The following is a 24,198-nucleotide window of genomic DNA, read 5'->3' on the forward strand; positions in this document are numbered from 1 at the left end:
GGGGTACCGGCATCCGCAGTTCTTGGCGAGTCGACGTGTAAGGGGGGCGGGGTCAGGAGGGGGCCGTCAGGGTGTGCATGCGCTCGCCGGCGGCGTTGAAGATGCTGATCACCTCAGCCGGACGCGTGCCCACGGCGCTGATGGAATGCGGTGTGCGGGTGTCGAACTCCGCAGCCTCGCCCCGCGAGAGCGTGAGTTCCTGGTCGCCGAGAACGAGCCGGATGCGGCCGCTCAGCACGTAGAACCATTCGAAGCCGTCGTGGACCCGCGGGGCCGGTGCCTCGTCGGACGGCGGAAACGTCACCTTGTAGGTCTGCACGGGTGAGCTCTCGCGCGTCAGCGGCGCGACGACATGGCCGTGCCGCCTGGTCGCGGGCCGACGCACGCGGGGGTCGGGATGCTCGGCGGGCACGAGATCGTCGATGCGGATGCCGAGCTGCCGCGTGAGCGGCACGAGCAGCTCGAGGTTCGCCTGGCGCTTGCCCGACTCGAGCCGCGAGAGCGTGCTCGTCGACACGCCGGCCCGCTCCGCGAGATCGTCGAGGGTGAGTCCGCGTTCCTGCCGCGCCGCACGCAGGCGCGGGCCGATCTGATCCAATCCGGTCATGGGTCCAGTTTGCCATTTCCGCAAACTGGTTTGCCACTGTGCACCTGGACAGGGATGCTGTCGGCATGCAGAACCTCGATCAGGACGTCGTCATCGTCGGTGCCGGACCCGCCGGCCTCAGCGCCGCGCAGATGCTCGGACGGGCCCGCCGCCGCACCCTCGTGCTCGACTCCGACAGCCCGCGCAATCGTTTCGCCGAGCACATGCACGCCGTCGTGGGCTTCGACGGGACCTCGCCCGCCGAGCTCCGCCGGCGTGGTCGAGAAGAGGCAGAACGCTACGGCGTCGTCTTCCGCTCAGCGCGCGTCGCATCGGTGACCGAGGTCGACGGCGGCCTGGAGGTCGCCCTCGCCGGCGGCGGCGAGCGGATCACGACGCGAGCGCTTCTCGTCGCGACGGGCGTCTCCGACCGCATGCCCGACGTTCCCGGCCTCGCGGAGCGATGGGGCCGGACCGTGCTGCACTGCCCCTACTGCCACGGCTGGGAGGTGCGTGATCGCCGCATCGGCGTGCTGGCGACGTCGCCGATGAGCCTGCATCAGATCGAGCTCGTGCGGCAGTGGAGTCCGGAGGTCGTGGCGTTCACGGCCGCGGCGGGCGACCTCGGCGATGACGTCCGGGAGCGGCTCCGCGCCCGCGGCATCCGGACCGTCGGGTCGCCGGTCGTGGCGGTCACCGGCGCGGCGGGCGCGGCGGCCGCGGCGGGCGGCGGGGATGACGCCGACGATGCCGCGATCGGCGCCGTCGTGACCGCCGACGGGCAGCGCATCCCGGTCGACGCGATCTTCACCGGCGGTCGCCTCGAGCCGCGCGACGGCTTCCTCGCCGGGCTCGGCCTCGCGCGCAGCGACGGACCGGCGGGATCGTTCATCGCCGTCGACGCAGCCGGCGCGACGAGCCATCCCCTCGTGTGGGCGGCGGGCAACGTCGTCGCGCCCATGGCCAACGTGCCTCTGTCGATGGGTGCCGGGTCCATGACCGGCGCAGCGGTCAACGCCGCGCTCGTCGCCCTCGACGCCGCAGCAGCGGTGGAGCGCCGCCGCGGTCACGCCGCCGACTGGGAGGCCCGTTACGCCGAGACGGACCGGGTGTGGTCGGGCCGCGTCAACGAGACGACCTCGACGATCATCGCCGAGCTCGAGGCCGCGGGATCCCTCACTCCGACCACCGCGCTCGACCTGGGCTGCGGCGAGGGCGGTGACGCCCTGTGGCTCGCGTCGCGCGGCTGGTCGGTCACGGGGGTCGATCTGTCGCCCACGGCGGTCGCGCGCGCCCGAGCCGCCGCCCGCAACGCTCAGCTCGACGCGACCTTCGTCGCGGGCGAGATCGACGCCGCGGAGCTCGGGGAGTTCGACCTCGTGACGACGAGCTTCCTGCACTCGTGGGACCCGGAGTTCTCCCGCATCCCGCTCCTGCGCGCAGCTCTCCGCCACGTCGCGCCGGGCGGGCGACTGCTCGTCGTCTCGCACGCCGGCGGATCGCCCGCCGAGCCGGGAGCGCCCGACGCGCAGGAGCATCCTCCGTTCCCCACGCCCGCGGAGGAGCGCGCCGCACTCGACCTCGATCCCGCCGAGTGGGTCGTCGAGCGCGAGGAGGTCATCGAGCGCCGGGAGATCCGCGAGCGCCGCGCCCCCGCAGCATCCTCCCCCGCAGCATCCCGTCCCCCACACCTGCTCGACGGCGTCCTCCTGCTCCGCCGCCTCCCCTGACCCCGCAGCACAAAACGTCGACTCGCCAGAATCTGCGGATGCCGGAGGCACGGCATCCGCGATTCGTGGCGAGTCGACGTTTCGGGGAGGGAGGAGCGGGGTTACTTCTCCAGGATCAGGAGGGGGGCGCCGGCGGTCGTCGGGCCGAGGCCCACGGGGTCGACCGTCGCGAAGGCGTCGCCATTGAGGACGATGACCGGCGTGATCAGCGGGTAGCCCGCCTTCTCGATCACCGAACGGTCGAACGTCACGAGCGGCGTGCCCTGCTCGACGCGGTCTCCGGCCTTGACGTGGACCTCGAAGCCCTCGCCCTTCAGGTTGACGGTGTCGATGCCGACGTGGATGAGCAGCTCCGCGCCGTTGTCGAGCTCGAGTCCGAACGCGTGACCGGTCGGCTGTGCAGCCGCGACGGTTCCGGCACCGGGCGAGACCACGGTGTTTCCCGTCGGCTCGATCGCGACACCCGGGCCCATGACGCCGCCGCCGAAGACCGGGTCGGGCACCTCGGAGAGGGCGACGACCGTGCCATCCAGAGGCGACGCGATCTCGAAGGCCGCCGACACCTCGTCGGTGGCGCCGGGCTTGTCGAGGGTCGCGGTGGCGGTTCCCGGAGCGGTCTGCGCGGGGGCCGCCGTCGACGAGCCCGAGGCAGCGGCAGCCGCCGCGGGGGCCGCTGCAGCACCGGCAGCCGTCGCGCCGGCCTTCGCCTCGGCCTTGTCGCGCTGCGCCTCGAACTCGGCGCGCTGCTCGGGCGTGCGGTAGTCGCTGATGATGACGAGCACCATCGCCACGACGAACGCCGACAGCACCGCGATGCTGTAGAGCACGACCGAGTCGAACGCGGGGATCGTCAGGAGCGACGTGAACACGAACGCCTGCGTCTTCACGCCGCCGCCGATGCCGATGATGAGGCCGCCCACGAGGCAGCCGACGAGCATCCGCGGGTAGATGCGCTTGAACCGCAGGTGGATGCCGTACAGCGACGGCTCCGAGATGCCACCCAGCAGACCGGCCGCGAGGGCTCCCGTCGCCGTCTGGCGCATCTGCTTGTCACGGGCGCGCCACGAGATCCACAGCACACCGGCGGTCGCGCCGAAGCAGGCGAAGTTCCACGCGCCCATGGGGCCCTGGATGAAGTCGTAGCCGAGGGTCTGGATGTTCAGCAGCATGATCGCGTTGATCGGCCAGTGCAGGCCGAGCGGCACCATGAAGGGGTACGCGAGCGGGATGACGACGGCGAAGATGAACGGCGAGAAGTCGTTGATCGAGCTCAGGACGTTCGCGAGGCCGGCACCGGCGTACACGCCGATGGGTCCGATGAGGAAGGCCGTGAGCGGGATCATGATCAGCATCGCCAGGAACGGCACGAAGATCAGCTGGATGTTCTCGGGGATGACCTTGCGCAGCCCCTTCCACAGCAGGCCGAGGGCACCCGCCATCAGCAGCGGCGGGAACACCTGCGAGCTGTAGTCGAAGATCGTCAGCGGCAGGCCGAAGACCGAGACGGTCGTGATGTCCGAACCGAGGAAGTTGATCTGCTGAGCGCCCTCCTGAGTGGCGAGGCCAGAGAACTGGGGCAGCATCACGACCGCCATGATCGCGAACCCGACCCACGGATCGGCACCGACCTTCTTGGCCGCGTTGTAGGCGACCATGAGCGGCAGGAAGATGAAGACGCACTGCCACATCAGGTTGACGAACTGCCACGACGGGTCGAGGACGACGCCCGGGGCGTTCCAGGCGGGGATGACGCCGAGCGTCGCCATCAGCGCCATGAAGGTGATGAACAGCGATGCGCCCAGCAGCGCGCCGAGGATCGGGCGGAACGAGTCCGACAGGAACTCGAACAGGGAGTCGAGCCAGGCGACCTTGCCGCGCGGGCCCTTGGCCCGTTCGCGCGCCTTCACCGAGTCGATGTCGTCCTCGTCGACGGCGCCGCCGCCGGCGCCCGACATCGAGGGGAGCGCGTTGATGTCGTTGTAGACGTTCTGGACGGCCCCGCCGATGACGACCTGGTACCGGTTCCCGGCCTGCGGCACGGCGCCCATGACGCCGGGGATCGCCTCGACCGTCGACTGATCGACGGTCGAGGAGTCGCGCAGTTGGAAACGCAGCCGCGTGGCGCAGTGCGTCAGACTCTCGATGTTTCCCGGACCGCCGACGGCGTCGACGATCGATTCAGCGGGGCTTGTCGCCATGGCTCATCTCCTGTTGTCCGACGGGTGGCCGGAGTTCTTCGCCCGGAACTTTACCCTGGGAGATCGCCGGGAACGAGGGGTTGACCCGTCATGGCCTGACCACACTCGCTTCCGCTCCCCCGGAGGAAGATCTCCGCGCGCGACGGGCACGGAACCCCTGCACGACCGCGTCGCCGATCACGAAGGCCGCGAGCGGCAGGCCGACGAGAGGCAGGAAGTACCCGATGCCGATCGCGACCGCCACGACGAGCGCGACGCCCCACGACGGCGCGGCCGGAAGGGCCTCGCCGGGAACCGCACCCATCCGGCGGGCGGGGTCGCGGGTGGGACGGCGCTTCCACCACATGAGGTACCCGAGCACGACCATCACGGCGATCCCCGCGGCGACGACGAAGAGGACGAGCTGGTTCACGATCCCGAACATCGATCCCATGTGGAGGTCGACGGCCCAGCGCGCGAGCTTCGCCATGAACGGGTAGTCGGCGAAGTCGACCCGGTCCACGACCTCGAGCGTGTCGCCGTCGATCGCGACACCGTCGACCTCGGTCGGAAAGCTGCGCTGGATCTCCTGGACGACCCACGCCTGACCGGCAGCCGACGGCGGCCGGATCTCGATGAGTCCGACGTTGACGTTCTCGGTCCGGGCGACAGCGAGCACGTCGTCGAACGTATCGGGCGACACCGCGGCCGTCGGGGCCGCGACGACGCCGTGATCCGCGTGCGCGCCCGCGGCGGCGGGGCCGTCGTCGCCGAGCGCTGTCGACAACGCGGGGTTCTGCCACGAGAGCGCGGCCCGCAGCGTCGACACGTTGGCGCCGCCGTAGGTCGACCACGTGATCCCCGAGGCCGAGAGGAAGAGCGCCCCGACGACGAGCCACACCCCGAGTGACGCGTGCCATCCGAAGAGGCGTCGATACCCCGTCGCGCCGCGCTTGGGGCGGAGCAGGTCCGCCTTCACGCGCGCCCTGCGCAGCCGCACGACCCAGAGCGCGAATCCCGCGACCACGACGATGCCGAGCCACGACGCGGCGAACTCGCTGTAGAGGCGGCCCGGCTCGCCGAGGTGGAGGTTGCGGTGCAGGTCGCTGACCCACGCGCGAAGCGGCAGCGCGCCGCTCGTGCCGTAGACCGTCAGGTCGCCCCGGATCTCCCCCGTGCCCGGGTCCACGAACACGGCGCGGGTCTCGCTCGGCCCGAGCCCATCCTGGGCGAACATGACGCGCGTGGTGTCGCCCGCCGCGGGCGCGGGCCGGACGGCCGCGAGCGAGGCGGCATCGCCGATGTACCCCTCGGCGATGCGGACCTGGTCGCCGATCGACAGCGTCGTCTCGCTGATCGGTGCGCTGAGCTCGTGGGCGTAGACGACGCGCTCGAGCTGCGGCGTCACGACGTAGATCGCCCCGCTGACGGCGGCGATCAGGATGAACGGGCCGACCAGGATGCCGGCGAAGAAGTGGATGCGCAGCAGCAGTGGCATCGCCCACGCGCGCGGTCGCCGGGGCGGCGCGTGTTCGCGGGACGGGGTGGCGGGCGCGCCGCCGGAATCGGGGGCGCCGCCGGCGGGCGTGCGCGACTCGGTGATGGACATGAGACTCCTCGGTCGTCGGAATGCCGGCGCAGAGCCTGATCGGCACGCGCGGCGAATCGCCCCGACGGTCGCCGAGGCGTCAGAGAACGAGGAGAGCGGGAGGACCCCGACGCGCGGGCGCCGCGACGAGGGCGCGGCGGCGCGGCATGCGGACGCTCGACACGAGCGGGCGAACCCGCAGCGGTGCCGGGGCGGAAGGGACGGCACCCCGCGCCACCGAGCGCAGACGCACGGCGATGCGCCGAGCGAGCCCGACGAGTCCCGCGAGCAGCCGCTCGCCGCGGTGCAGGAGGAGGGTGGTCGCGACTGCGGCCAGCACGTGGGCGCCGATCATCGCCGCATCCGGCGCCACCGCCGAGAGTGCCCCGGGCGCGGACACGGATGCCGGGAGCGACATATGTCCCGCATGCAGGCTCATCGGCCCGGTCTGGCTCGTCCCGCCCGTCGAGACCCCCGCTGATCCTGCAAGCGGGACGACGCCGAGCGCGAACATGACGTGGAAGAGCACCTGAGCCGCCGTGACCGCGACCCCGAGCCGAACCACGGAGAGCCGACGCCCGACGATGACGAGGCTGACCACCAGCGAGAGAGCCCACGGCAATGCGGCTCCCAGCGCCGAGGGCGGCTCACCTCCCGCCGCCACATGCGACAGCAGAGCGACGAACGTGGCCAGCGTCGCGGCCGCGCTGGCTCTCAGCGCGCGCTGGTGGCGAGGGGAGGTCACGTCGAGGTGCTCGGACGGCCGGTCGGTCGCGGGGCCGTCAGACTCCGACGCGGGAGAAGGCGTCGAGGCTGATGCCCTGATCGAGCACGGTCTTCGACCACTCGCGGGCCGAGTGCAGGGAATGGTCGCGGTAGTTGCCGCACTCGAGGGCGGAGACGCCCGGGATGTCGGACTCGACCGCTTCGTCGGCGATGAAGCGCAGGCTCCCCGTCAGCGCCGCGACGACGTCGGCGACCTCGGGCTCGCCCCACATCAGCAGGTGGAATCCGGTGCGGCATCCGAAGGGCGAGATGTCGATGACGCCGTCGATGCGGTCGCGGAGAAGGCCGGCGAGCATGTGCTCGATGGTGTGGATGCCGGCGGTCGGGATCTCGCCTGCGTTGGGCTGCACGAACCGCACGTCGAAGTTCGTGATGGTCCCGCCGCCGGGACCGTGCTCGACGCCGATCCGCCGCACATAGGGGGCGAGCACGGCGGTGTGGTCCAGCGTGAAGCTCTCGATTTCGGCCATGATTTCCTCCCTCGGCACGGACGGTCGGACGGCTGGCACGGCCCGCCGCTCGGGCCAGATTAACCCGCCGCGTCACCGGGTCGGCCCGCCTCGGCTCTCAGGTTACGTCCAGGGGCTGTCCGGGACTCGTCCAGACTCACCCCGCAGACTCGGGGAGTTTTGTGCGTCCGCCCGAGACGCCCGCCGCGTGCTGCGGTGCCCGCAAACATCGAAGGACCGCCCCTGTTCGCATGACTTCTTCGTCAAGCCAGCCCACCCGCCGCGACCTGCGGCGTTCCACCACCTCCACCTCCACCTCGGCATCCCGCCGCTTCGTCCGCCCCGCCGCCCTCACTCTGGGCCTGGCCCTGGGCCTGACCGCGGTGGTGGGAACGACGGCCTCTGCCGCGCTGCCCACGGCATCGGGTCCCGCTCCCGTCATGCAGCGCGCCGCACTCGTCACCGCCGCTGCCACGTCGACCGCGAAGCCGCTGAGCGCGATCGAGCAGGCCACGAGCGACGCGGTCGCCGCGGCCGAGGCATCCGTCGTGGACGCCGCCACCGTGACCGGCGATGTGTCGGCAGCGGCACTCCCCATCGAGGGCGACACGACGATCGACACGTCGCAGCTGCGCGAGCGCATCGAGGGCCTGAAGGACACCGACGTCATCCCGACGCTGCTCCTGCCCGATCTGACCGACAAGCTGACCGACGCGACCGATGACGTGCAGGCCGCGACGGCCGACCTCCGTGGACGCCTCGAGGCCGCTCAGGCGCAGAAGGCCGCCGAGGAGGAGGCCGCGCGGATCGCCGCCGAGGAGGCTGCGGCCGCCGAGGCAGCCGCGAAGGCGAAGGCCGAGGAGGAGGCCGCTGCGGCAGCCGCCGCGCAGCGTTCGAACAGCTCGCGCTCGTCATCCTCGTCGTCGTCCGCGCCGGCCGCTTCGGCCGTCGCCTCGACGGGCGACAACTCCCCCGGCGCCGCGCAGCAGGCCGCGAGCAACATGCTCGGCGAGTTCGGCTGGGGCCAGGACCAGTTCTCGTGCCTCGTGTCGCTGTGGAACAAGGAGTCGGGCTGGAACTACCAGGCCTACAACAGCGGCAGCGGTGCGTACGGCATCCCGCAGGCGCTTCCCGGCAGCAAGATGGCTTCGGCCGGCGGCGACTGGCAGACCAACGCGGTGACGCAGGTGCGCTGGGGCCTCGGCTACATCTCCGGCCGCTACGGCTCGCCCTGCGGCGCGTGGGGCCACTCGCAGTCGACCGGCTGGTACTGATCACCGCTCGCTGACGGTTCGCGAAAGCGCACGTCCGCACGGTCCGCTCATGCGGAGACCGTGCGGACGTGCGCTTTCGCCGTTCCGGATGCGGGTCAGTCCTCGTCGAGGGGGTCCTCGTCGAGGGGGTCCTCAGCCGTGACCTCGAGCGTCGGAGCTTCCTCGATCGGGTCGATGGGCATCTCACCGGGTGCGACGAAGGGCACGTTTCCATTGAGGCTCATGGTGGTTCCTCCCTGCGGTTGCTGAGTCGCCTACGGTACGACGACGCCGGCGAGCGGTCAGCCCCGTTGCCTTCCGGCGATGCCGGGTGTAGCCGCTGTCGGAGGGCGGGGGTGCCGTCGGTCGCGACGAAAAGGTCACCGGCGCGAAGCGGGGGCGCAACCGCCTGCACATCGACGTGTCGGTCGCACCCGTTGACGGTGCTCGCCGCGCGACGGCCGAGGCCGTGGATGCCGAGAAGGATCGTCTCGTCGGGCTCGGGGCGAGCGTCGTGCGGCTGGTGGAACAGCAGTGGGGTGCGTGGCCCGAGCGGTATTGGCAGATGCGAGACCCCGAGGGCAACGAGTTCTGCCTCCAGTGATCGTCCGGCATAGGGTCGAGGGCATGGCCCCCCGCATCCTCGCCGTCGTGAACGGCCGCATCGTCCCCGTGTCCGCACCCGTCATCGAGGGCGGGACGGTGATCGTCACCGACGGCGTGATCACCGCCGTCGGCGGAGCCGAGACGCGCGTTCCCGAGGGCGCGGAGGTCGTGGATGCCGCGGGGCGCTGGGTCCTGCCCGGGTTCGTCGAAGCGCACGGCCACCTCGGAGTCCACGAGGACGGCGAGGGATGGTCGGGCAACGACACCAACGAGATGACCGATCCGAACGGTGCTCGCTTCCGCGCGCTCGACGGCATCGACATCGACGAGGTGGGGTTCCGCGACGCGCTGCGCGGCGGTGTCACCTCCGTCGTCATCAAGCCCGGATCGGGCAACCCGATCGGCGGACGCACCGTCGCGATCAAGACCTGGGGCGGGCGCACCGTCGACGAGCAGGTGATCGCCGAGAACGTGTCGGTGAAGTCGGCCCTCGGCGAGAACCCCAAGCGCGTCTACGGCGACAAGAAGCAGACGCCCTCGACCCGGCTGGGCGTCGCCTCCGTTCTGCGGGATGCGTTCGTCGGTGCGCAGAACTACGTCGCCAAGCGGGATGCCGCGGCAGCCAAGGGCGAGCCGTTCGAGCGCGATCTCGGCAAGGAGACGCTCGCCGAGGTGCTCGACGGCACACTGCTGTGGGACCAGCACAGCCACCGGCACGACGACATCGTCACCGCGATCCGTCTGGCCGAGGAGTTCGGTTACCGGCTCGTCGTGAACCACGGCACCGAGGGTCACAAGATCGCCGACGTCCTGGCCGAGAAGGGCATCCCCGTGATCTTCGGCCCCATGCTCACCTCGCGCTCGAAGGTCGAGCTGCGCGACCGCGCGATCGGGGCGCTCGCCCTGATCGCCGCGGCGGGCGTCACGGTCGCGATCACGACCGATCACCCCGTGGTGCCGATCGACCAGATCCGGCTGCAGGCGATCCTGGCGGTGCGCGAGGGGCTTCCGGCGGATGTCGCGCTGCAGGCGCTGACCACGAACCCCGCCAGCATCCTGCGGCTCGACGACCGCGTCGGCGCCCTCGAGACCGGCCGCGACGGCGACCTGGTCCTGTGGTCGGGCGACCCGCTCGCGGTCGAGTCGCGCGTCGAGCACGTCGTCATCGGCGGCACCACGGTGCTCGAGTCGACCGGCGACGGCGACGTGCGCATCGTCGAGCGGTGGGAGCGGTTCGGCCGGTCCAGCTGGCTCCGTTGAGACGGGCCCGGAGCCGGTTCCGGGCGCGAACGCAAGCGGTACACGCGCCCGCCTGATCGGGTGTGCACTGAGGGGATGTCGAACCTGCCCTTCTGGCTGCTCCTCCTGGTGTTCGCCGCGGCCGCCGCCGTCGTGTGGGTCGCCGGCATCCAGCTCTCGAAGTCGACCGACGTCCTCGACGATCGCTGGCGCATCGGCAGCGCGTTCGGCGGACTGATCGTGCTCGCCGTGGCGACGAACCTTCCCGAGATCGCGATCACGGTCAGTGCCGCGATGTCGGGGAACCTCGAGGTCGCCGTGGGCAACATCCTCGGCGGCATCGCCCTGCAGACCGTGGTGCTGGTCATCCTCGACCTGTTCGGCAAGCGCGGACACGGGGTGAGGCCGGTGACGTACCGTGCCGCATCCCTCGTCCTCGTGCTGGAAGCCGTCGTCGTTGTCGCCGTCCTCGCGGTGGTGATGGCGGGGAGCCAGTTGCCCGGAGACCTCGTGGTCGCACGGCTCACTCCCGACGTCGTGCTCATCGCGGCGCTGTGGCTCGCGGGGCTCTTCCTCGTGCAGCGCGCCGGGAAGCACCTTCCCTGGCACGAGAACGGCACGTCGCCGGGCGCGAGCGAACACCGTCCGGGGCACCGGCGCGCGAAGCCGCAGCATCCGCATCACGCGATGAGCACCCGCGCGGTCGTCGCGATCTTCGCCGTCTCGGCGCTTGCGACTCTGGGTGCCGGTGTCGTGCTCGAACGGGTCGGCGACGCGATCGCCGACGAGATCGGGCTGTCGGGGGTGCTGTTCGGAGCGACGGTCCTCGCGCTGGCGACCGCGTTGCCGGAGATCTCGACAGGGCTGCAGGCGATCCGCCAGGGCGACGACAATCTCGCGATGAGCGACATCTTCGGCGGCAACGCCTTCCTGCCCGTGCTGTTCCTCGTGGCCACCCTGATCTCGGGGAAGGCCGTGCTGCCGCAGGCGAATGGAGCCGACATCTACCTCACCGCGCTGGCCGCGCTGCTGACGCTCGTCTACGTCGTCGGGCTCATCTTCCGGCCCGCGAAGCGCGTGGCCGGGATGGGCGTCGATTCGCTGACCGTGCTCGTCCTGTACGCCGCCGGGGTGGCAGGGCTCTTCGCCGTCGCGGGGTGATCCGGCCGTGACGTGGTCGGGCTCAGACCTCGTCCGAGCGCGGCGACCGCACCGCCCATCCGACCCGCCGCAGGGCATCGGCCAGACGTGCGGCCTCGGTCGCCGCGACATCCCAGGACACGTCCGAGCACACGTCGACCGCCAGCGGGGGCGGGTCGGCGAACTTGGGGATCTGCACCTCGGCCCACACGTCCCGCCCGAGTCCCACGCGCGGGAACGCGGTGCCCGCGCTCTCGATGACGCCGTCCGACACGAACGCAATGGTCTCGAGAGCGTCGGGTTTGGCGATCGGAAGGTCGACGACGAGCGTGACCACGAAGGGTCCGCTGGCGGTGTCTCGGCCGTGGGCGTGCACGCGCTCATCCTGACAGACGTGGGAGTAGCGGAGGCCGAAACTGGATGCCGTCGAGGCGCGGCCTCGGCATTTCCGATGATTACGAAGAGATAACGGAAAACCCTTGCTCGTCGTTACCTCGTCGTTATAGAGTGCTCGCACGGTAGCTGTTTTGCTGTGGCAGCCACCGGCATGTGATTGCAGGAAACTCTTGGTGCAAAGGGACGAGGGCCCGACCGGATGCCTCTTCGGTCGGGCCCTCAACTGCGTCCGCGAGTCGTGGGCCGGCCGCGGGTGACGGGCGCTCAGGCGCCGCCGCCACCGCCACCACCGCCTCCCCCACCGGCGGATCCGCCGCCGCTCGAGCCGCCCGACGTCGACGACGACGAGGACGCGGCCGACGACAGCGTGCCGATGCCCGCGGAGAAGGACGAAGCATCGAAGCCACCCGACCCGGAGTACCAGATCGGCGCACTCACACCCGCAGCGGCATAGGCCGCCGTCAGATGCTCGGCCCACTCCTTCTCGCGGCCGAAGAGCACGGCGTACGGCAGCAGGCGCTCGTAGATCCGCAGGACCTCGCGGGGGTCGTCCGTCGCGACCGGCTCGCGCTCAGCGCCGGTCGGCGACTGCAGCATCCGGATGCGGTCGGCTTCGGCCCACCGGATGAAGAGGTCGAGCCCGCGCAGGTGGTCGCGGACCTCAGCCCCCGCGGCCGACAGCGGATCGCCGGCGACGGCGAAGATGACCACGAGGAAAGACACCCCGGCCAGCACGATGCCGATGATGGGCAGCGCCGGGCGGACGTACGCGTTCAGCGCGAGCGCCCCGAACAAGATCACCAGACCGGCCGCGATCGCCCACGCGGCGACGGGCCAGCCGCGCACTGCCGCCGGCACCGGCTTGTACATGCCGCGTCCGCCGAGGCTGTCCTTCGCCATCTTCAGCGCCCGCTGGGTCTCGGTCGACAGCCGGGTGTCGGAGGTCCCGAAGCGGTAGATCTCACCTCGACGGTGATACGGGAACATACCCCACAGGAGTCTGCGCCCGTTCTCGTCGGCGAGCCGGGGGTCGACCAGCTCGGCCTGCAGCTTCGCGCGCCCCCAGCGGCGCTTCCCGTCGTCGACGATGCGAATGGCGCCGACCAGCGCCAGCTCGAGGATCTCAGCCGGGATCGCTTTCGACGTCTTCTGGAGCAGTACCGCGGCGTCGATCGCATCGATGCGACGCGGCGGCGCGTACTCCGCGATGATGGTCGGGCGCCCGGGCTCGTCGCGGAGGTACCGACGGCGGTTGCGCAGAGCCCACCCGGTAGCGCCGGCGAGGAGCACCGCAGCCCCGGACTGGAGCCACCCGAGAGGCGACGCCAGGAATCCGGTGTCGTACACCTCGAACGTGCCCTCGTCGAACCCGACGGCGAAGGTGAGCGTCTCGTGCGGTGCCAGGTCGGTCGCCGAGGCGGTGATCGTGGTTCCGTCCGGTGAGGCGATGATCTCGGGACACGGGGTCGTGCTGTCCTGCTCGCCGACGTAGCAGGCCTGGCGCCCCGCGAGCGAGGTCGCGAGGCTGGGATCGATGTGGAGCGTCGCGGTCACCTGGCGGAACGGCTAGTTCCAGTCGGTGCCGTTGACGTCCCAGTAGAACTCGAGCCCGGTGTCCGGGAAGTCCCACACGACGTTCTCGAGGTCGTAGGTGAAGACGAAGGTGTTCCGCCCGTGCAGGTACTCGGGCCCGCGCGTCAGGATGCCGAGAGTGCCGTCCTCGCTGTCCGTCTCGACGGGGCGGGCCTCCCCGTTCTCGTCGGTGACGGAGATGAGCTGCGGCTGCATCGGCTGCCCGTTGTACGTCTCGGGCAGAAGGCGGCGCATGCCGCGGTTCTGATCCGACTCGGGGAAGTCGGCGACGAAGGTCTCGACGACCCGCATCCTGGCCGTGCCGTCCTCGGCGCGGCTGAGGGTGTAGTCCACGGAGAGCGAATCGAAGACGAACGCGTCGAGATCAGCGGATTCCTCGGCGGATGCCGCGTCGGGGGCCGCCAGCCCGAAAAGGCCTGTGATCAGCACGAGGACCACGACCGCGAGTGCCGCCCGGGTGCGACGCATCATGCCGACCAGCTTAGGCGCGCAGTAAAGTTGTCGCCATGAGCGATCGTCGTCGTGCCGTGGCAGCGTGGGAGAGCCTGTTCCGCGCGCAGCACGAGATCTTCGACGACATCAGCAACGACTTCGCCGGCGATGAGCTCACGCAAGCCGAGTACGACGTGCTTCTGACGGTCGTGCGCGGCGCAGGTCATCGGGCTCGGCTGCGCGATGTCACGGCCAACATGCTCATCAGCCAGCCGAGCGTGTCGCGCCTGGTCGACCGGATGGTCTCGCGCGGGCTCATCACCAAGTGCGGTGACCCCACCGACGGTCGGGGCGCGATGCTCACCGCGACGCCGGAGGGCGTCTCGGCATTCCGCCGGCTCGCTGCGGCCCACGGTCGCTCCATCGCGGAGCGGATGTCGGTGCTGTCGACCGAGGAGCTGGAGCAGCTCGAGCAGCTGACGACGAAGCTGCGCCGCCTGCCCTGACGCCCGGCGCGGTCCGGGGGTTCCTCCCCTGGCCGGATCGATGCTCCGGCTTTCCCCATCGAACAGAGTTTCGATTTCCATGTCGTACCCCACTGTCATGATGGGAACATGACAGCGAATGGCTCGGGTGGCGAGGTGGGACGCGAAGCCCCCGCGCCGTCGCAGGCGCTCGCTTTCTCGCGGTACGCCGAGGCGCTCGACCTCTCCCACGCCGCCGACATCGCCCGCACCCGGGCCCTGGCTGATCTGGGTCACGCGGCGCTGCACGACGCGCGTCGCGATGGGGTTCGTGGAATGGCGTCCGACATGGAGCTGCGGTCGGTCGCAGCAGAAGCCGCCGGGATGGCGCGGCTCACCGACCGCAGGTTGCAGGGTGAGATCGACCACGCGATGACCGTCATTGACGACTATCCCGCGGTGTTCGAGGCGTGGGTTGCGCGGCGGATCGAGCGCGGCCACGTCGATGTGGTCGTGCGGGTCGGCGCGGGGGTGCCGGCGGAGGTGCGGGATTCGTTCGCGGAGGCCGCGGTCGGGGTGTGCGAGCGGGACGTGCCGTCGCGGGTGCGCGGTGCGCTGGAGGCTCTGGCGGCGAAGTTGCACCCGCAGGTGTTCACCGAGCGGCACAAGACTGCGGCGGCGGAGCGGTGCGTGCGGGTGTTCCACGGCACGGACGGGATGTCGAACCTCGTCGCGAACCTTCCGACGGTGATCGCCGCGGGGATGCTCGACCGGCTCACGCAGATGGGGCAGTCGGTGAAGGACGCCCGGGTCACGACCGGTCCGGAGGGCGGGGTGGATGCCGCGGCTGTTGCTGGCGCCGGCGGCGCGGGTGGCGCAGGCTTGGCCGCGGACCCCGACACGCGAACGATGGATCAGCTGCGGGCCGACATCCTCGGGGACCTCGTCCTCGGCGGGGCGCCCGTGGTGGATCCGACCTACGGGACCGACCGGGCCGGTGGGCTCGGCGCCATCCGGGCGCGCGTTCAGGTCGCCGTCACCGCCGAAACGCTGATGGGGCGGGACGAGAACCCCGCGGAAGCGGTGGGCGCGGGGCTTGTCGATGCCGACACGGTCCGCCAGCTCGCGGGGCAGGTGTCGGAATGGGACCGGTTGTTCATCGACCCCGTCACTCGCACCCCGGTCGAGATCGACAAGTACCGGCCGACCGCGTCGATGAAGAAGCTTCTGATGGCGCGGGATCAGCATTGCCGGTTCCCCGGATGCCGGCGGGCCGCGATCCGGTGCGAACTGGATCACACCATCGATCACGCCCTCGGCGGGCACACCCACATCTTCAACCTCGCCCACCTCTGCCAGCGACACCACTCCATGAAGCAATTCACGAAGTGGGAAGTCCGGCAGGTCGGCGGCGGGGTCCTGGAATGGACCTCACCCCTCGGCCGGGTCTACCGCGAAGACGTCCCCATACCCGCCGTGTGCTTCACCATCGACACCGCGGACCCGCCACCGGATGCCGCACCCGGCGGACCACCGCCGGATGAACCGCCACCCTTTTGAGTTCCGGGCACGAGCCCGAGCACGGGCCCGTGCACGTTCCGAGACCGGGCCCACCCGAACTCGCGCGCACCCGACTCACTGGCGACGCATCGGCCCCCGCCGGCAGCGCGTCGGGTCAACGACGCATCGACTCACCGGCAGCGCGATCGGCATCGACCCGCATGCGAAGGGCGGCCGCCGCCCCCGGAGGAGCTGCGGCCGCCCGTCATTCGGTGCGTTCGAGGTGCCGCGAAACGCGTCACGAAACGCGTCGCGGCAGCGTCGGCGCGATCAGTTCTCGATCGGCACCACCGGGGTGGCGGCGTCGGTCGTGACCTCGACCTTGCGCGGCTTGGCCTTCTCGCTGACCGGGATGGTGACGGTGAGGACGCCGTTGTTGTACGTCGCGGCAATGCCCTCCGTGTCGACGCCCTGGCCGAGGTTCAGCTGACGAAGGAAGCTCGCGGCTTCACGCTCGCGCGTGATCCACTTCACTCCGTCGCCGCTGGTGAGCGTGCGCTCGGCGCGGATCGTCAGCAGCTGGCCGTCCACGTCGATGTCGACCGAACCCGGGTCGATGCCGGGCAGGTCGGCGGTCATCACGTAGTGGTCGCCGTCACGGTAGAGGTCCATCGGCATGCGACGAGGGCCGCGGCGCGTGTCGAAGAGGCTCGAGGCGATGCGGTCGAGGTCGCGGAACGGGTCGTAAGTAGCCATCGATCTTTCCCTTCTCTGGATGCGTGGTAGTGAAATCTCAAAGTTGAGTCTTATCGGCTCAACTGCATCCAGATTAACACTCGCTCCCGCGCGGTACCAGTGGTTCTCGCACGGCGAACAGCGCCCCGGAGACGGGGCGAACGAAGGCGTATCAGCACTCGACGACGTTGACGGCGAGCCCGCCCTCGCTCGTCTCCTTGTACTTGTGCGACATGTCGATCCCCGTCTGCCGCATCGTCTCGACGACGGCATCCAGCGAGACGTAGTGCTGCCCGTCGCCCCGCAGCGCGAGGCGCGCCGCGGTGACCGCCGTCGACGCGGCGATCGCATTGCGTTCGATGCACGGGATCTGCACGAGACCGCCGACCGGGTCGCACGTGAGTCCGAGGTGGTGCTCCATCGCGATCTCCGCCGCGTTCTCGATCTGCGCGCTGCTGCCACCCATGACCGCCGTCAGGCCCCCGGCCGCCATCGCGCATGCGGACCCGACCTCGGCCTGACACCCGCCCTCCGCGCCCGAGATCGAGGCGTTCGCCTTGAAGAGCGAGCCGAGCGCCGTCGCGGTCAACAGGAACCGCCGGATGCCGCGCCGACGGTCGAGATCCTCCGAGGCGAGGCGCGACTCCGCCGCGAACCGCCACCAGTACATCGCCACCGCGGGAAGAATGCCCGCGGCCCCGTTGGTGGGCGCGGTGACGACGCGTCCGCCCGACGCGTTCTCCTCGTTGACGGCGAGCGCGAACGCACCCAGCCACTCCCCCGGGAGCTCCCGTCCACCCGCGGCTTCGGCCTCCTCGAGCTGCGCCCGCATCGTGCCCGCCCGACGCCGCACCCGCAGCATCCCGGGCAACGTGCCCTCGGCGCGCAAGCCCGCGTCGACGCACCCCGCCATGGCGTCCCAGATCGCGTCGAGCCCCGCGGCGACCTCCGCCTCGGGCCGGAGCGCCTCCTCGTTGCGGCGCGCGAGCCCGGCGATGCTCAACCCCTCGCGCTCGCACAGCTCGAGCAGCTCCGCCGCGGTGCTGAACCGGTACGGCCACGCGACATCGCCGCTCGCTCCCGCTCCCCTCGCGCCGGCGTCTGTCCCGGCCCGGCGGATGAAACCGCCCCCGACCGAGAGGTACGTGTCGGACGCGACGAGATCGCCCGCGGCATCCCAGGCGCTCAGCGTCATCGCGTTCGGATGCTCCGGAAGTCGCGTCCGCGGCTCGAAGCTCACATCGCCTCGCGAGAACGGCACCGGGTGCCGGCCCGCGAGCAGGAGAGGCGAGCCATCCGTCCAGCTCGTCCACGCCGCACGAACCACATCGGGATCGACCGTCTCGGGCGCGTGGCCCTGCAGCCCCGCGACCACCGCGTCGGGAGTGCCGTGCCCGATGCCGGTCGCTCCGAGCGACCCGTACAGCACGCAACCGACGCGCACGACCTCGGGCAGCCTGCCGCCGGCTTCGAGCCCGACGGCGAAAGCTCGGGCGGCGCGCAGCGGGCCGACCGTGTGGGAGCTCGAGGGTCCTACACCGATGGAGAACAGCTCGAACGCCGAGACGTAAGCGCTCACGCCTCCAGGCTACGCCAGCATTTGCCGTACGCACCGGGCGACGTCAAGGGCGTGCCGTCGGGCGCGCCGTGCGCCTATCGTCCCGATCGATGACCACCCCACTCCACCCCCGCCTGGCGTCGCTCAAGGCCGCCGCGCGCACCGCGGGCGGCGAGGCCTTCGCCGTCTCGCGCCTGCTGCTCGCCGCCAAGACGGCCCTCGCCGCCGCGATCGCCTGGTACCTCGCGCCGTATGTGCCGTTCGCGCACGACGAGTACTCCTACTACGCGCCGCTCGGCGTGCTCGTGAGCATGTACCCGACGATCGCCGACTCCGCCAAGGCCGGCCTGCAGGCGCTCGGAGGCCTGGCCATCGGCATCGCGATCGGCCTCGCGGGACTGTGGATCGTCTCCGGGCCCAGCCCGCGCATCGTCGGGGTGGCGATCGTCGTCGCCGCGGGCGTGGCCGTCGGCGGCATCCGGGCACTCGGAACCGGCAGAGACTGGATCGCCATCGCCGCGCTGTTCGTGCTGCTTCTCGGTGCGAACGACGCCGGCGGCTTCTCGGTGTCGTACCTCGTGACGATGGCGTTCGGCGTGCTCATCGGGGTCGCCGTCAATCTCGCGCTCGTCCCGCCCCTGTACCTCCGGCGGGCCTCCACCCGCCTGTCGCAGCTGCGAGACGCGGTCTCGGACCGGCTCGAGATGCTGGCGAGCTCGGTCGCCGACGGCGCACCCACCGATTCGAACGGCCAGCGCTACCTCGGGGAGATCCTCGACGCCGTCTCGGCCGACGTGCGCGAGGCCGCCCGCAGCCGCAAAGCGCATCCGCTCGCCCGCCGCCGCCGGGGCATCGAGGCCGAGAACGACCGTCGCTTGAGAGCGCTCGAGAACACCGTGCGCCAGACGATCGAGCTCGGCGACGGCATCGACGGCCTCCCCCTCACCCCCGACGCCGCACCGCTGCGCGCCGAGCTCGCGGACGCCGTGCGCGCCACGGCGCGGGCCGTGGCGCGCCCGCTGGACGACCCGACGGCAGCGGCCACGGTCGAGGATGCCGAGAAGGCTCTCGCCCGCGTCGTCGAATCGGCGCCCGCGCACAGCGATGGTCGCATCTCGCCGTGGACGCGCACCGCCGTCGACCTCAGCCGGATCATCGAGGCGTCCCGCCCGTTCACCTGAACCGGCGGATCAGCGAGCGGCGATGCCCAGCACCCGCTCGAGATACGGACCCGAGAACTTCCCGCTCGGGTCGACACGCGCCACGAGCTCGCGGAAGTCGGCGAGACGCGGGAGCGAATCCCCGACGGGCATCGAGAAGACCTTGCCCCAGTGCGGGCGGGGGTCGAATGGCGCGAGCACGCGCTCCACGTGCGAGATCGCCTCGCGCACCGCATCCGGTTCGTTCTTCCATGTGAAGTGGATGCACACGCTGTCGCGCCCGAACCCGGGAGAGAGCCAGAGGTCGTCGGCGGCGACGGTGCGCAGCTCGGTCACGAGAAGCGCGGGCTCGACCCGATCGGCGACCGAGCGGACGGCCGCGATCGCCTCGACGGCCACCGCACGGTCGACCCAGTACTCGGTCTGGATCTCGTCGCCGTTGGACGGGGTCGCATCGATGCGGAAGTGCGGCAGACGCTCGCACCAGTCCCCGGGGATGCCGCCCTGCTCGGTCGTGTTGTCGACCCCGTCGGCCGCGGGCGAGTCCGCTTTGACCCTGACGCGCCGAGCGCTCAGCACGCGCTCAGGCATGTCGGCGGCCGATGCGTCGTCGAGGCGCTCTTTGATCCAGACCTCCCCGACATCGGGCGTGTTCCAGCGGGTGAAGACACTGACGCTGTAGCCGGACGCCGTCACCTCGTCGAAGCGCTCGAAGAGATCGTCCCACGTGAGCCCCGCGTAGGTGTCCTGGCGCACCTGGTAGGTCGGCTCGATCACGAGCGTCAGCCGGACGACCGGCCCGAGCGCGCCGAGGTGCACGACGCTGCCCGCGAAGTCGGCGTCGCCGGCCGAGACGGTGCGCAGCTCGCCGTCCGGGGCGATGAACTCCAGCGCCCTCACCGCCGTCGCGAGCGACCCGTTGCCGTCACCCGACCCGTGGGTCGACGTCGCCGTCGCACCCCCGACGGAGATGTGCGGCAGCGAACCCATGTTGTGCAGCGCCCAGCCGTGATCGGCGAGGTGCCGCGCGACAACGGCATACCGCGTTCCGGCTCCCACCGTCACGGTCCGCGCGTCCTCATCGACGACGATGTCGGCGTCGAGCCCGGTGAGATCGAGCAGGACGCCGGCGGTGTCGGCGAGGTCATTGAAGGAATGCCGCGTGCCCAGCGAACGGACGCGGTCGTGAGACGCGACGATCCGCTGCGCCTCGGCGATCGTCGTCGGCGCGAGCACCCCCTCGGCAGTGAAGGTGTGTGTTCCGGCCCAGTTCCGTTCGGTCACGATCCCCACGCTACGCGATGAGCGTCGAGAATGTATAGAAACACAACAAAGTCGTCGGGTGCACGCGACAACAAAGAAGCCCCCGCAGAGCGGAGGCTTCTCGTTCACTGTCTCAACACAGTGTGCGCCCGAAGGGACTCGAACCCCTAACCTTCTGATCCGTAGTCAGATGCTCTATCCATTGAGCTACGGGCGCATGGCCTCGGAATCTCTCCCGGGCCGTCGTCAAGCATAGCCCGCTCTCGCACAAAGAGCGAATCGAGCGCGGAACGGCTAATCGATCACCGGCGCAGCCGCGGAATCCACGGCCTCGTCGCGCTCGAGCACCTGCCGGTGAGCGTTGCGACGCTGCGACCGGAGGCGCGGGAGGTCGACCATCCGCAGAGCCTGCATGCGCGCCGTGCGCATGCGCTCGTAGTCGGGTTCGAGATCCGGCCGCGCCGCCTCGATGCGAAGCGTGCGGTCGATGTTCCCGGCGACCTCCGCCCACGCGGCCTCCCGCGCGTCAGCGATGAGCTTGCGCAGCTCCGCCTCGTCGGCCGCTCGCTCGCGCAACTCCTTGGCGATGCGCAGCGACTGCTTGCGGCGTCGACGCAGATTCGACACGTCGCGGCTGCGGTAGTCGTGCGTTCCGCTCGAGTCGCTGTACCGGCCGCTCGCGGCCTTGCGTTCGCGATGGGTGCGTTCGGCATCGGCCTCGGCCTCCTCCGCGAGGGAGATGAGCGCATCGCGTGCGTCGTCGAGGAAGCGGTCGGCCTCGAAATCGCGGCCGTCGGCGAGGATGTCGACGAGGATGGCGTTCTTGAGCGCGAGGCGGGTCGCCGCGGAGGCGATGTACAGCCCTTCGGCGACGATCTCCGAGCTCTTGGTACGCGCTTGACGGGTGGCCAACGCTGCCCCTCCTCACCTCACCCCAATCCTACGGGGCGCGCACGTCAGCCGAGCTTGGCGATGATCGCCGCGATCCTCCTCGCACGGGTCTCCGGCGCCTTCGCGGACTCGACGTTCCCGACGTGCGCCTTCCGCGCGCTCGGCGACAGCCGGTCGAATGCTTCCCGCGTCCCGGCGTCCGTCAGAGCGGCGGCGAGATCGGCCGGCACCTCGACCTCTCGCGGCGCCTCGTCGAGCTCGATGTCGACGATGATCGCATCGCCTCCCGCGAGGCCGCTCTCGCGCCGCCGCTCCGCGGAGAAGGGGATGAGCGCGAGCCCCCGCATCGATCCCACCGTGCTGCGGAAAGCGAAGCCGTTGACCGTGACCGAGACGGCGGGGCGACGGCCGCCGCCGAGGGCGTCCAGGACCGAGAACGGCACCTCGATGCCGGTGTTGTTTCCGAACTGGGACAGCGTCGTCTCGAATCGCACGCTTCTCACTACCACCGCGGCGCCCGAACGCACAAGGAGGGTGAGCCGTGAACTCGCTGACCGTAGCCTCGCGTCACGGCCTGGGCATTACTCCCCATCGATATCGACGACTCACACAAGATCGGACGCCCCGGGCTCCGTCAGAGGCAAACCGATCTGCCACTGTCACCGAACAACCGCAGCACCGCGACATCCGTCGCCCAATGGGAGGGAACCCTCATGCGTACATCACCGAACCGCCTCGTGGCGATCATCTTCGGCGCCGTCTACATCCTCGTCGGCCTCCTCGGCTTCACCGTGACCGCGGGCGTCGACTTCATCGCCACCGAGGGCGGCCTGCTGCTCGGGATCTTCGAGGTCAACCCGCTGCACAACATCGCGCACCTCCTGATCGGTGCCGCGCTGCTCATCGGCGGCCTCTCCGGCGTCCGCGCCGCGAAGGGCGTCAACGTCACCGTCGGCGCGGCCTACCTGCTGCTCGGCATCGTCGGCTTCTTCATTCAGGACAGCGCCGCGAACGTGCTCGCCCTGAACACCGCCGACCACTTCCTCCACCTCGCCAGCGCCCTCGTCCTGCTCGGCGTCGGCCTCGGCACCGACCGCGCGGTCGACACCCGCCGCACCGCCGTCGCCTGATGAACGCCGCCGCGCTCACCCGCTCCTGGCCCACGCTCGCCGCGTGGGGGGCTGGTCTGCTCCAGCTCGGCGTGGGCGCGGGCATGATCACCCAGGGCACCGGCGCCGCCGATCGCGGCGTCGGTGTCCTGGCGGTCGCGGTCGGGGCGGCCGCCCTCGGTTGGGGCGTCGCCGCCCTGACGCGCGGCCACCTCGTCGCTCCCCGCGTCGCGATGGCTATCGCCGTCGTCGGCACGATCGCATCGGGGCTCGCTCTCGCAGCGGACCCGATGCGGATCAGCGTTCACGCCGTCGGCGTGACTGTTCTCCTCCACGTCGCCTACGGCGTGGCCGCAGCGGCTGTCGTCCGCCGGGCGCGCTCGATCACCGCGGACGCTGCGCGTCCCGCCGATGCCCGCGCCACCCCGCGGACGAGCGTCGTCGGGCTCGTCGCCGGCTGCGTCATCGTGGCCGGACTCGTCACGCCGGCACTCGGGGCGACCGAGGCCGGCCGCAACGCCCCGAGCCACTCGGACCACCCGCTGTTCTCCACCGAGCACAGCCACTGAGCCGGCGAGCCTGGCCGCGAGATCAGATCGCGCTGATCCGCCAGGATGCCTCGACCGTGCCGGCCGGCTCGATGAAGATGAGCCCCGCGTCGTAGTCGTACCGCGCGGCGTTGAAGGCATCCGGGGCGCACGTCATCGGCTCCACCGCCAGACCCGCGCGGTGTCCCGGCTGGGCCGGTCCCCCGGGCAGGTCGGCGGTGTGAACCTGGACCCACGGGCACGCGGCATCCCACGAGATCGCGACCCCGGTTCCCGACGGATCCGTCACGCGCACGGATGCCACGCCGTCCTCGTCACGTGACAGCGCGGTGAACGCGTGGTCGATCTCCACCGAGCCCAGCGTCCGCGGTTCGCGGAAGTCGAACTCGGCGACATCCGCGACATCCGCCAGCCCGACCGGCGAGAGCCGATCGGGGGTGACCTCGAGCACGCGGTCGGCGGGCAGCTCGAGCGTCCACTCGTCCAGCGGCGCCGATCCGGCGACGAGGTACGGGTGCGGGCCGGTGCCGAAGGGCGCGGCATCCGCGCTCTCGTTCGTCGCCCGCACCGTCTGGGTCAAGCCGTCGGCGCCCAGACGGTAGGTCGTCTCGATGCGGACGGTCCACGGGTAGGCGGTCTGCGCGACGATCGTGGCGCCGAGCGTCACGTGGTCGGCCGCGACGGCCACGGGCTCGAAGTCGAGCCAGGCCGCCAGTCCGTGCAGCGCGTGGTGGCGCTCGGGCTCGGTGAGCGCGAGGCGGTAGCGGGTGCCCGCCACCTCGTACTCACCGTCGACGACGCGGTTCGGCCACGGCGCGAGCGTCGCACCGCGGTATCCCGGGCGCACCTCGTCCTCGCCGTAGGGCACGACGAGGTCACGTCCGGCGATTCGGAAGGAGCGCAGCGATGCCCCCACGCTCGCCACGATCGCCTCGGCGTCGCCGAATCGCAGCACGTACGACGTTCCGGATGCCGCCACGGGCGTCCCCTCTCGG

25 protein-coding genes and 1 tRNA gene are annotated in these 24,198 nt (G+C 71.0%); 10 read left to right on the forward strand and 16 right to left on the reverse strand.

What is annotated here, in order from left to right:
* Positions 1-52 precede the first annotated feature (52 nt).
* On the reverse strand, positions 53-607 hold the full coding sequence (locus tag CI089_RS15265; RefSeq protein ID WP_094262273.1) for a helix-turn-helix domain-containing protein: 555 nt from the start codon (positions 605-607) through the stop codon (positions 53-55).
* Between the two features lie 65 nt (positions 608-672).
* Between CI089_RS15265 and CI089_RS15270 the strand changes: the two genes are divergently transcribed.
* Positions 673-2,316, forward strand: a complete 1,644-nt coding sequence (locus CI089_RS15270) for a bifunctional NAD(P)/FAD-dependent oxidoreductase/class I SAM-dependent methyltransferase (protein WP_094262274.1) — start codon at positions 673-675, stop codon at positions 2,314-2,316.
* A gap of 101 nt (positions 2,317-2,417) precedes the next feature.
* On the opposite strand, the gene CI089_RS15275 is transcribed toward CI089_RS15270, so the two are convergent.
* The 4 genes from CI089_RS15275 to CI089_RS15290 all read right to left on the reverse strand — a co-directional run bounded on the left by CI089_RS15275 (position 2,418) and on the right by CI089_RS15290 (position 7,337).
* The gene (locus CI089_RS15275) at positions 2,418-4,514 is read right to left on the reverse strand and encodes a glucose PTS transporter subunit IIA (protein WP_094262275.1); all 2,097 of its coding nucleotides are present in this window, start codon (positions 4,512-4,514) and stop codon (positions 2,418-2,420) included.
* An 88-nt stretch (positions 4,515-4,602) separates the two neighbouring features.
* Positions 4,603-6,102, reverse strand: coding sequence for a PepSY-associated TM helix domain-containing protein (locus CI089_RS15280; RefSeq protein ID WP_094262276.1), 1,500 nt, complete (start codon positions 6,100-6,102; stop codon positions 4,603-4,605).
* A 79-nt stretch (positions 6,103-6,181) separates the two neighbouring features.
* Positions 6,182-6,826: a hypothetical protein gene (locus tag CI089_RS15285; protein ID WP_094262277.1), complete on the reverse strand. Its 645-nt coding sequence runs from the start codon at positions 6,824-6,826 to the stop codon at positions 6,182-6,184.
* Between the two features lie 37 nt (positions 6,827-6,863).
* On the reverse strand, positions 6,864-7,337 hold the full coding sequence (locus CI089_RS15290) for an S-ribosylhomocysteine lyase (RefSeq protein WP_094262278.1): 474 nt from the start codon (positions 7,335-7,337) through the stop codon (positions 6,864-6,866).
* Between the two features lie 230 nt (positions 7,338-7,567).
* On the opposite strand from CI089_RS15290, the gene CI089_RS15295 reads away from it, so the two are divergent.
* A complete protein-coding gene (locus CI089_RS15295) occupies positions 7,568-8,590 on the forward strand; it encodes a lytic transglycosylase domain-containing protein (RefSeq protein WP_256978036.1) in 1,023 nt (340 codons plus the stop codon).
* Between the two features lie 95 nt (positions 8,591-8,685).
* On the opposite strand, the gene CI089_RS16670 is transcribed toward CI089_RS15295, so the two are convergent.
* Positions 8,686-8,814 (reverse strand): hypothetical protein, encoded by a 129-nt coding sequence (locus CI089_RS16670; RefSeq protein WP_256978038.1) that lies wholly within the window; start codon positions 8,812-8,814, stop codon positions 8,686-8,688.
* Positions 8,815-8,990: 176 nt separating this feature from the next.
* Between CI089_RS16670 and CI089_RS15300 the strand changes: the two genes are divergently transcribed.
* The 3 genes from CI089_RS15300 to CI089_RS15310 all read left to right on the forward strand — a co-directional run bounded on the left by CI089_RS15300 (position 8,991) and on the right by CI089_RS15310 (position 11,575).
* Positions 8,991-9,173, forward strand: a complete 183-nt coding sequence (locus tag CI089_RS15300; protein ID WP_094262279.1) for a VOC family protein — start codon at positions 8,991-8,993, stop codon at positions 9,171-9,173.
* 23 nt (positions 9,174-9,196) lie between these two features.
* Positions 9,197-10,435 (forward strand): amidohydrolase, encoded by a 1,239-nt coding sequence (locus tag CI089_RS15305; RefSeq protein ID WP_094262280.1) that lies wholly within the window; start codon positions 9,197-9,199, stop codon positions 10,433-10,435.
* 75 nt (positions 10,436-10,510) lie between these two features.
* The gene (locus CI089_RS15310) at positions 10,511-11,575 is read left to right on the forward strand and encodes a sodium:calcium antiporter (protein WP_094262281.1); all 1,065 of its coding nucleotides are present in this window, start codon (positions 10,511-10,513) and stop codon (positions 11,573-11,575) included.
* 22 nt (positions 11,576-11,597) lie between these two features.
* Here CI089_RS15310 and CI089_RS15315 read toward each other — a convergent pair whose 3' ends face one another.
* From CI089_RS15315 to CI089_RS16770, 3 genes are all read right to left on the reverse strand, one after another.
* Complete coding sequence (locus tag CI089_RS15315) at positions 11,598-11,930, reverse strand: hypothetical protein (protein ID WP_094262282.1); 333 nt, start codon at positions 11,928-11,930, stop codon at positions 11,598-11,600.
* A gap of 284 nt (positions 11,931-12,214) precedes the next feature.
* Positions 12,215-13,504 (reverse strand): DUF2207 family protein, encoded by a 1,290-nt coding sequence (locus tag CI089_RS15320; protein ID WP_373441603.1) that lies wholly within the window; start codon positions 13,502-13,504, stop codon positions 12,215-12,217.
* Positions 13,505-13,516: 12 nt separating this feature from the next.
* Entirely contained in the window at positions 13,517-14,014 is a 498-nt protein-coding gene (locus tag CI089_RS16770; protein ID WP_373441604.1) for a DUF2207 domain-containing protein, read from the reverse strand.
* 35 nt (positions 14,015-14,049) lie between these two features.
* Here CI089_RS16770 and CI089_RS15325 point away from each other — a divergent pair, with 35 nt between their 5' ends.
* Both CI089_RS15325 and CI089_RS15330 read left to right on the forward strand, forming a co-directional pair.
* On the forward strand, positions 14,050-14,481 hold the full coding sequence (locus tag CI089_RS15325) for a MarR family winged helix-turn-helix transcriptional regulator (RefSeq protein WP_094262283.1): 432 nt from the start codon (positions 14,050-14,052) through the stop codon (positions 14,479-14,481).
* 108 nt (positions 14,482-14,589) lie between these two features.
* Positions 14,590-15,999, forward strand: a complete 1,410-nt coding sequence (locus CI089_RS15330; protein WP_094262284.1) for an HNH endonuclease signature motif containing protein — start codon at positions 14,590-14,592, stop codon at positions 15,997-15,999.
* A 270-nt stretch (positions 16,000-16,269) separates the two neighbouring features.
* Here CI089_RS15330 and CI089_RS15335 read toward each other — a convergent pair whose 3' ends face one another.
* The gene (locus CI089_RS15335) at positions 16,270-16,695 is read right to left on the reverse strand and encodes an Hsp20/alpha crystallin family protein (protein WP_094262285.1); all 426 of its coding nucleotides are present in this window, start codon (positions 16,693-16,695) and stop codon (positions 16,270-16,272) included.
* A 151-nt stretch (positions 16,696-16,846) separates the two neighbouring features.
* Complete coding sequence (locus CI089_RS15340; protein WP_094262286.1) at positions 16,847-18,253, reverse strand: L-serine ammonia-lyase; 1,407 nt, start codon at positions 18,251-18,253, stop codon at positions 16,847-16,849.
* 89 nt (positions 18,254-18,342) lie between these two features.
* On the opposite strand from CI089_RS15340, the gene CI089_RS15345 reads away from it, so the two are divergent.
* The gene (locus CI089_RS15345; RefSeq protein ID WP_094262287.1) at positions 18,343-19,413 is read left to right on the forward strand and encodes an FUSC family protein; all 1,071 of its coding nucleotides are present in this window, start codon (positions 18,343-18,345) and stop codon (positions 19,411-19,413) included.
* Between the two features lie 9 nt (positions 19,414-19,422).
* Here CI089_RS15345 and CI089_RS15350 read toward each other — a convergent pair whose 3' ends face one another.
* From CI089_RS15350 to CI089_RS15365, 4 genes are all read right to left on the reverse strand, one after another.
* Complete coding sequence (locus CI089_RS15350) at positions 19,423-20,676, reverse strand: FAD-binding protein (RefSeq protein ID WP_094262536.1); 1,254 nt, start codon at positions 20,674-20,676, stop codon at positions 19,423-19,425.
* 123 nt (positions 20,677-20,799) lie between these two features.
* Positions 20,800-20,872, reverse strand: a tRNA-Arg gene (locus tag CI089_RS15355).
* Between the two features lie 77 nt (positions 20,873-20,949).
* Positions 20,950-21,567, reverse strand: a complete 618-nt coding sequence (locus tag CI089_RS15360) for an asparagine synthase (protein ID WP_094262288.1) — start codon at positions 21,565-21,567, stop codon at positions 20,950-20,952.
* 44 nt (positions 21,568-21,611) lie between these two features.
* Positions 21,612-22,040 (reverse strand): YdeI/OmpD-associated family protein, encoded by a 429-nt coding sequence (locus tag CI089_RS15365; RefSeq protein WP_094262289.1) that lies wholly within the window; start codon positions 22,038-22,040, stop codon positions 21,612-21,614.
* 219 nt (positions 22,041-22,259) lie between these two features.
* On the opposite strand from CI089_RS15365, the gene CI089_RS15370 reads away from it, so the two are divergent.
* Entirely contained in the window at positions 22,260-22,676 is a 417-nt protein-coding gene (locus tag CI089_RS15370; RefSeq protein WP_094262290.1) for a DUF4383 domain-containing protein, read from the forward strand.
* Positions 22,676-23,224, forward strand: a complete 549-nt coding sequence (locus CI089_RS15375; protein WP_094262291.1) for a hypothetical protein — start codon at positions 22,676-22,678, stop codon at positions 23,222-23,224. The genes CI089_RS15370 and CI089_RS15375 overlap by 1 nt, the downstream gene beginning before the upstream one ends.
* 22 nt (positions 23,225-23,246) lie before the next feature.
* Here the strand turns inward: CI089_RS15375 and CI089_RS15380 are convergent, their stop codons facing one another.
* On the reverse strand, positions 23,247-24,182 hold the full coding sequence (locus CI089_RS15380) for an aldose 1-epimerase family protein (RefSeq protein ID WP_256978041.1): 936 nt from the start codon (positions 24,180-24,182) through the stop codon (positions 23,247-23,249).
* Positions 24,183-24,198 lie beyond the last annotated feature (16 nt).

Origin of the sequence: Microbacterium sp. Yaish 1 (assembly GCF_002245215.1) — a bacterium.
Classification (GTDB): Bacteria; Actinomycetota; Actinomycetes; order Actinomycetales; family Microbacteriaceae; genus Microbacterium.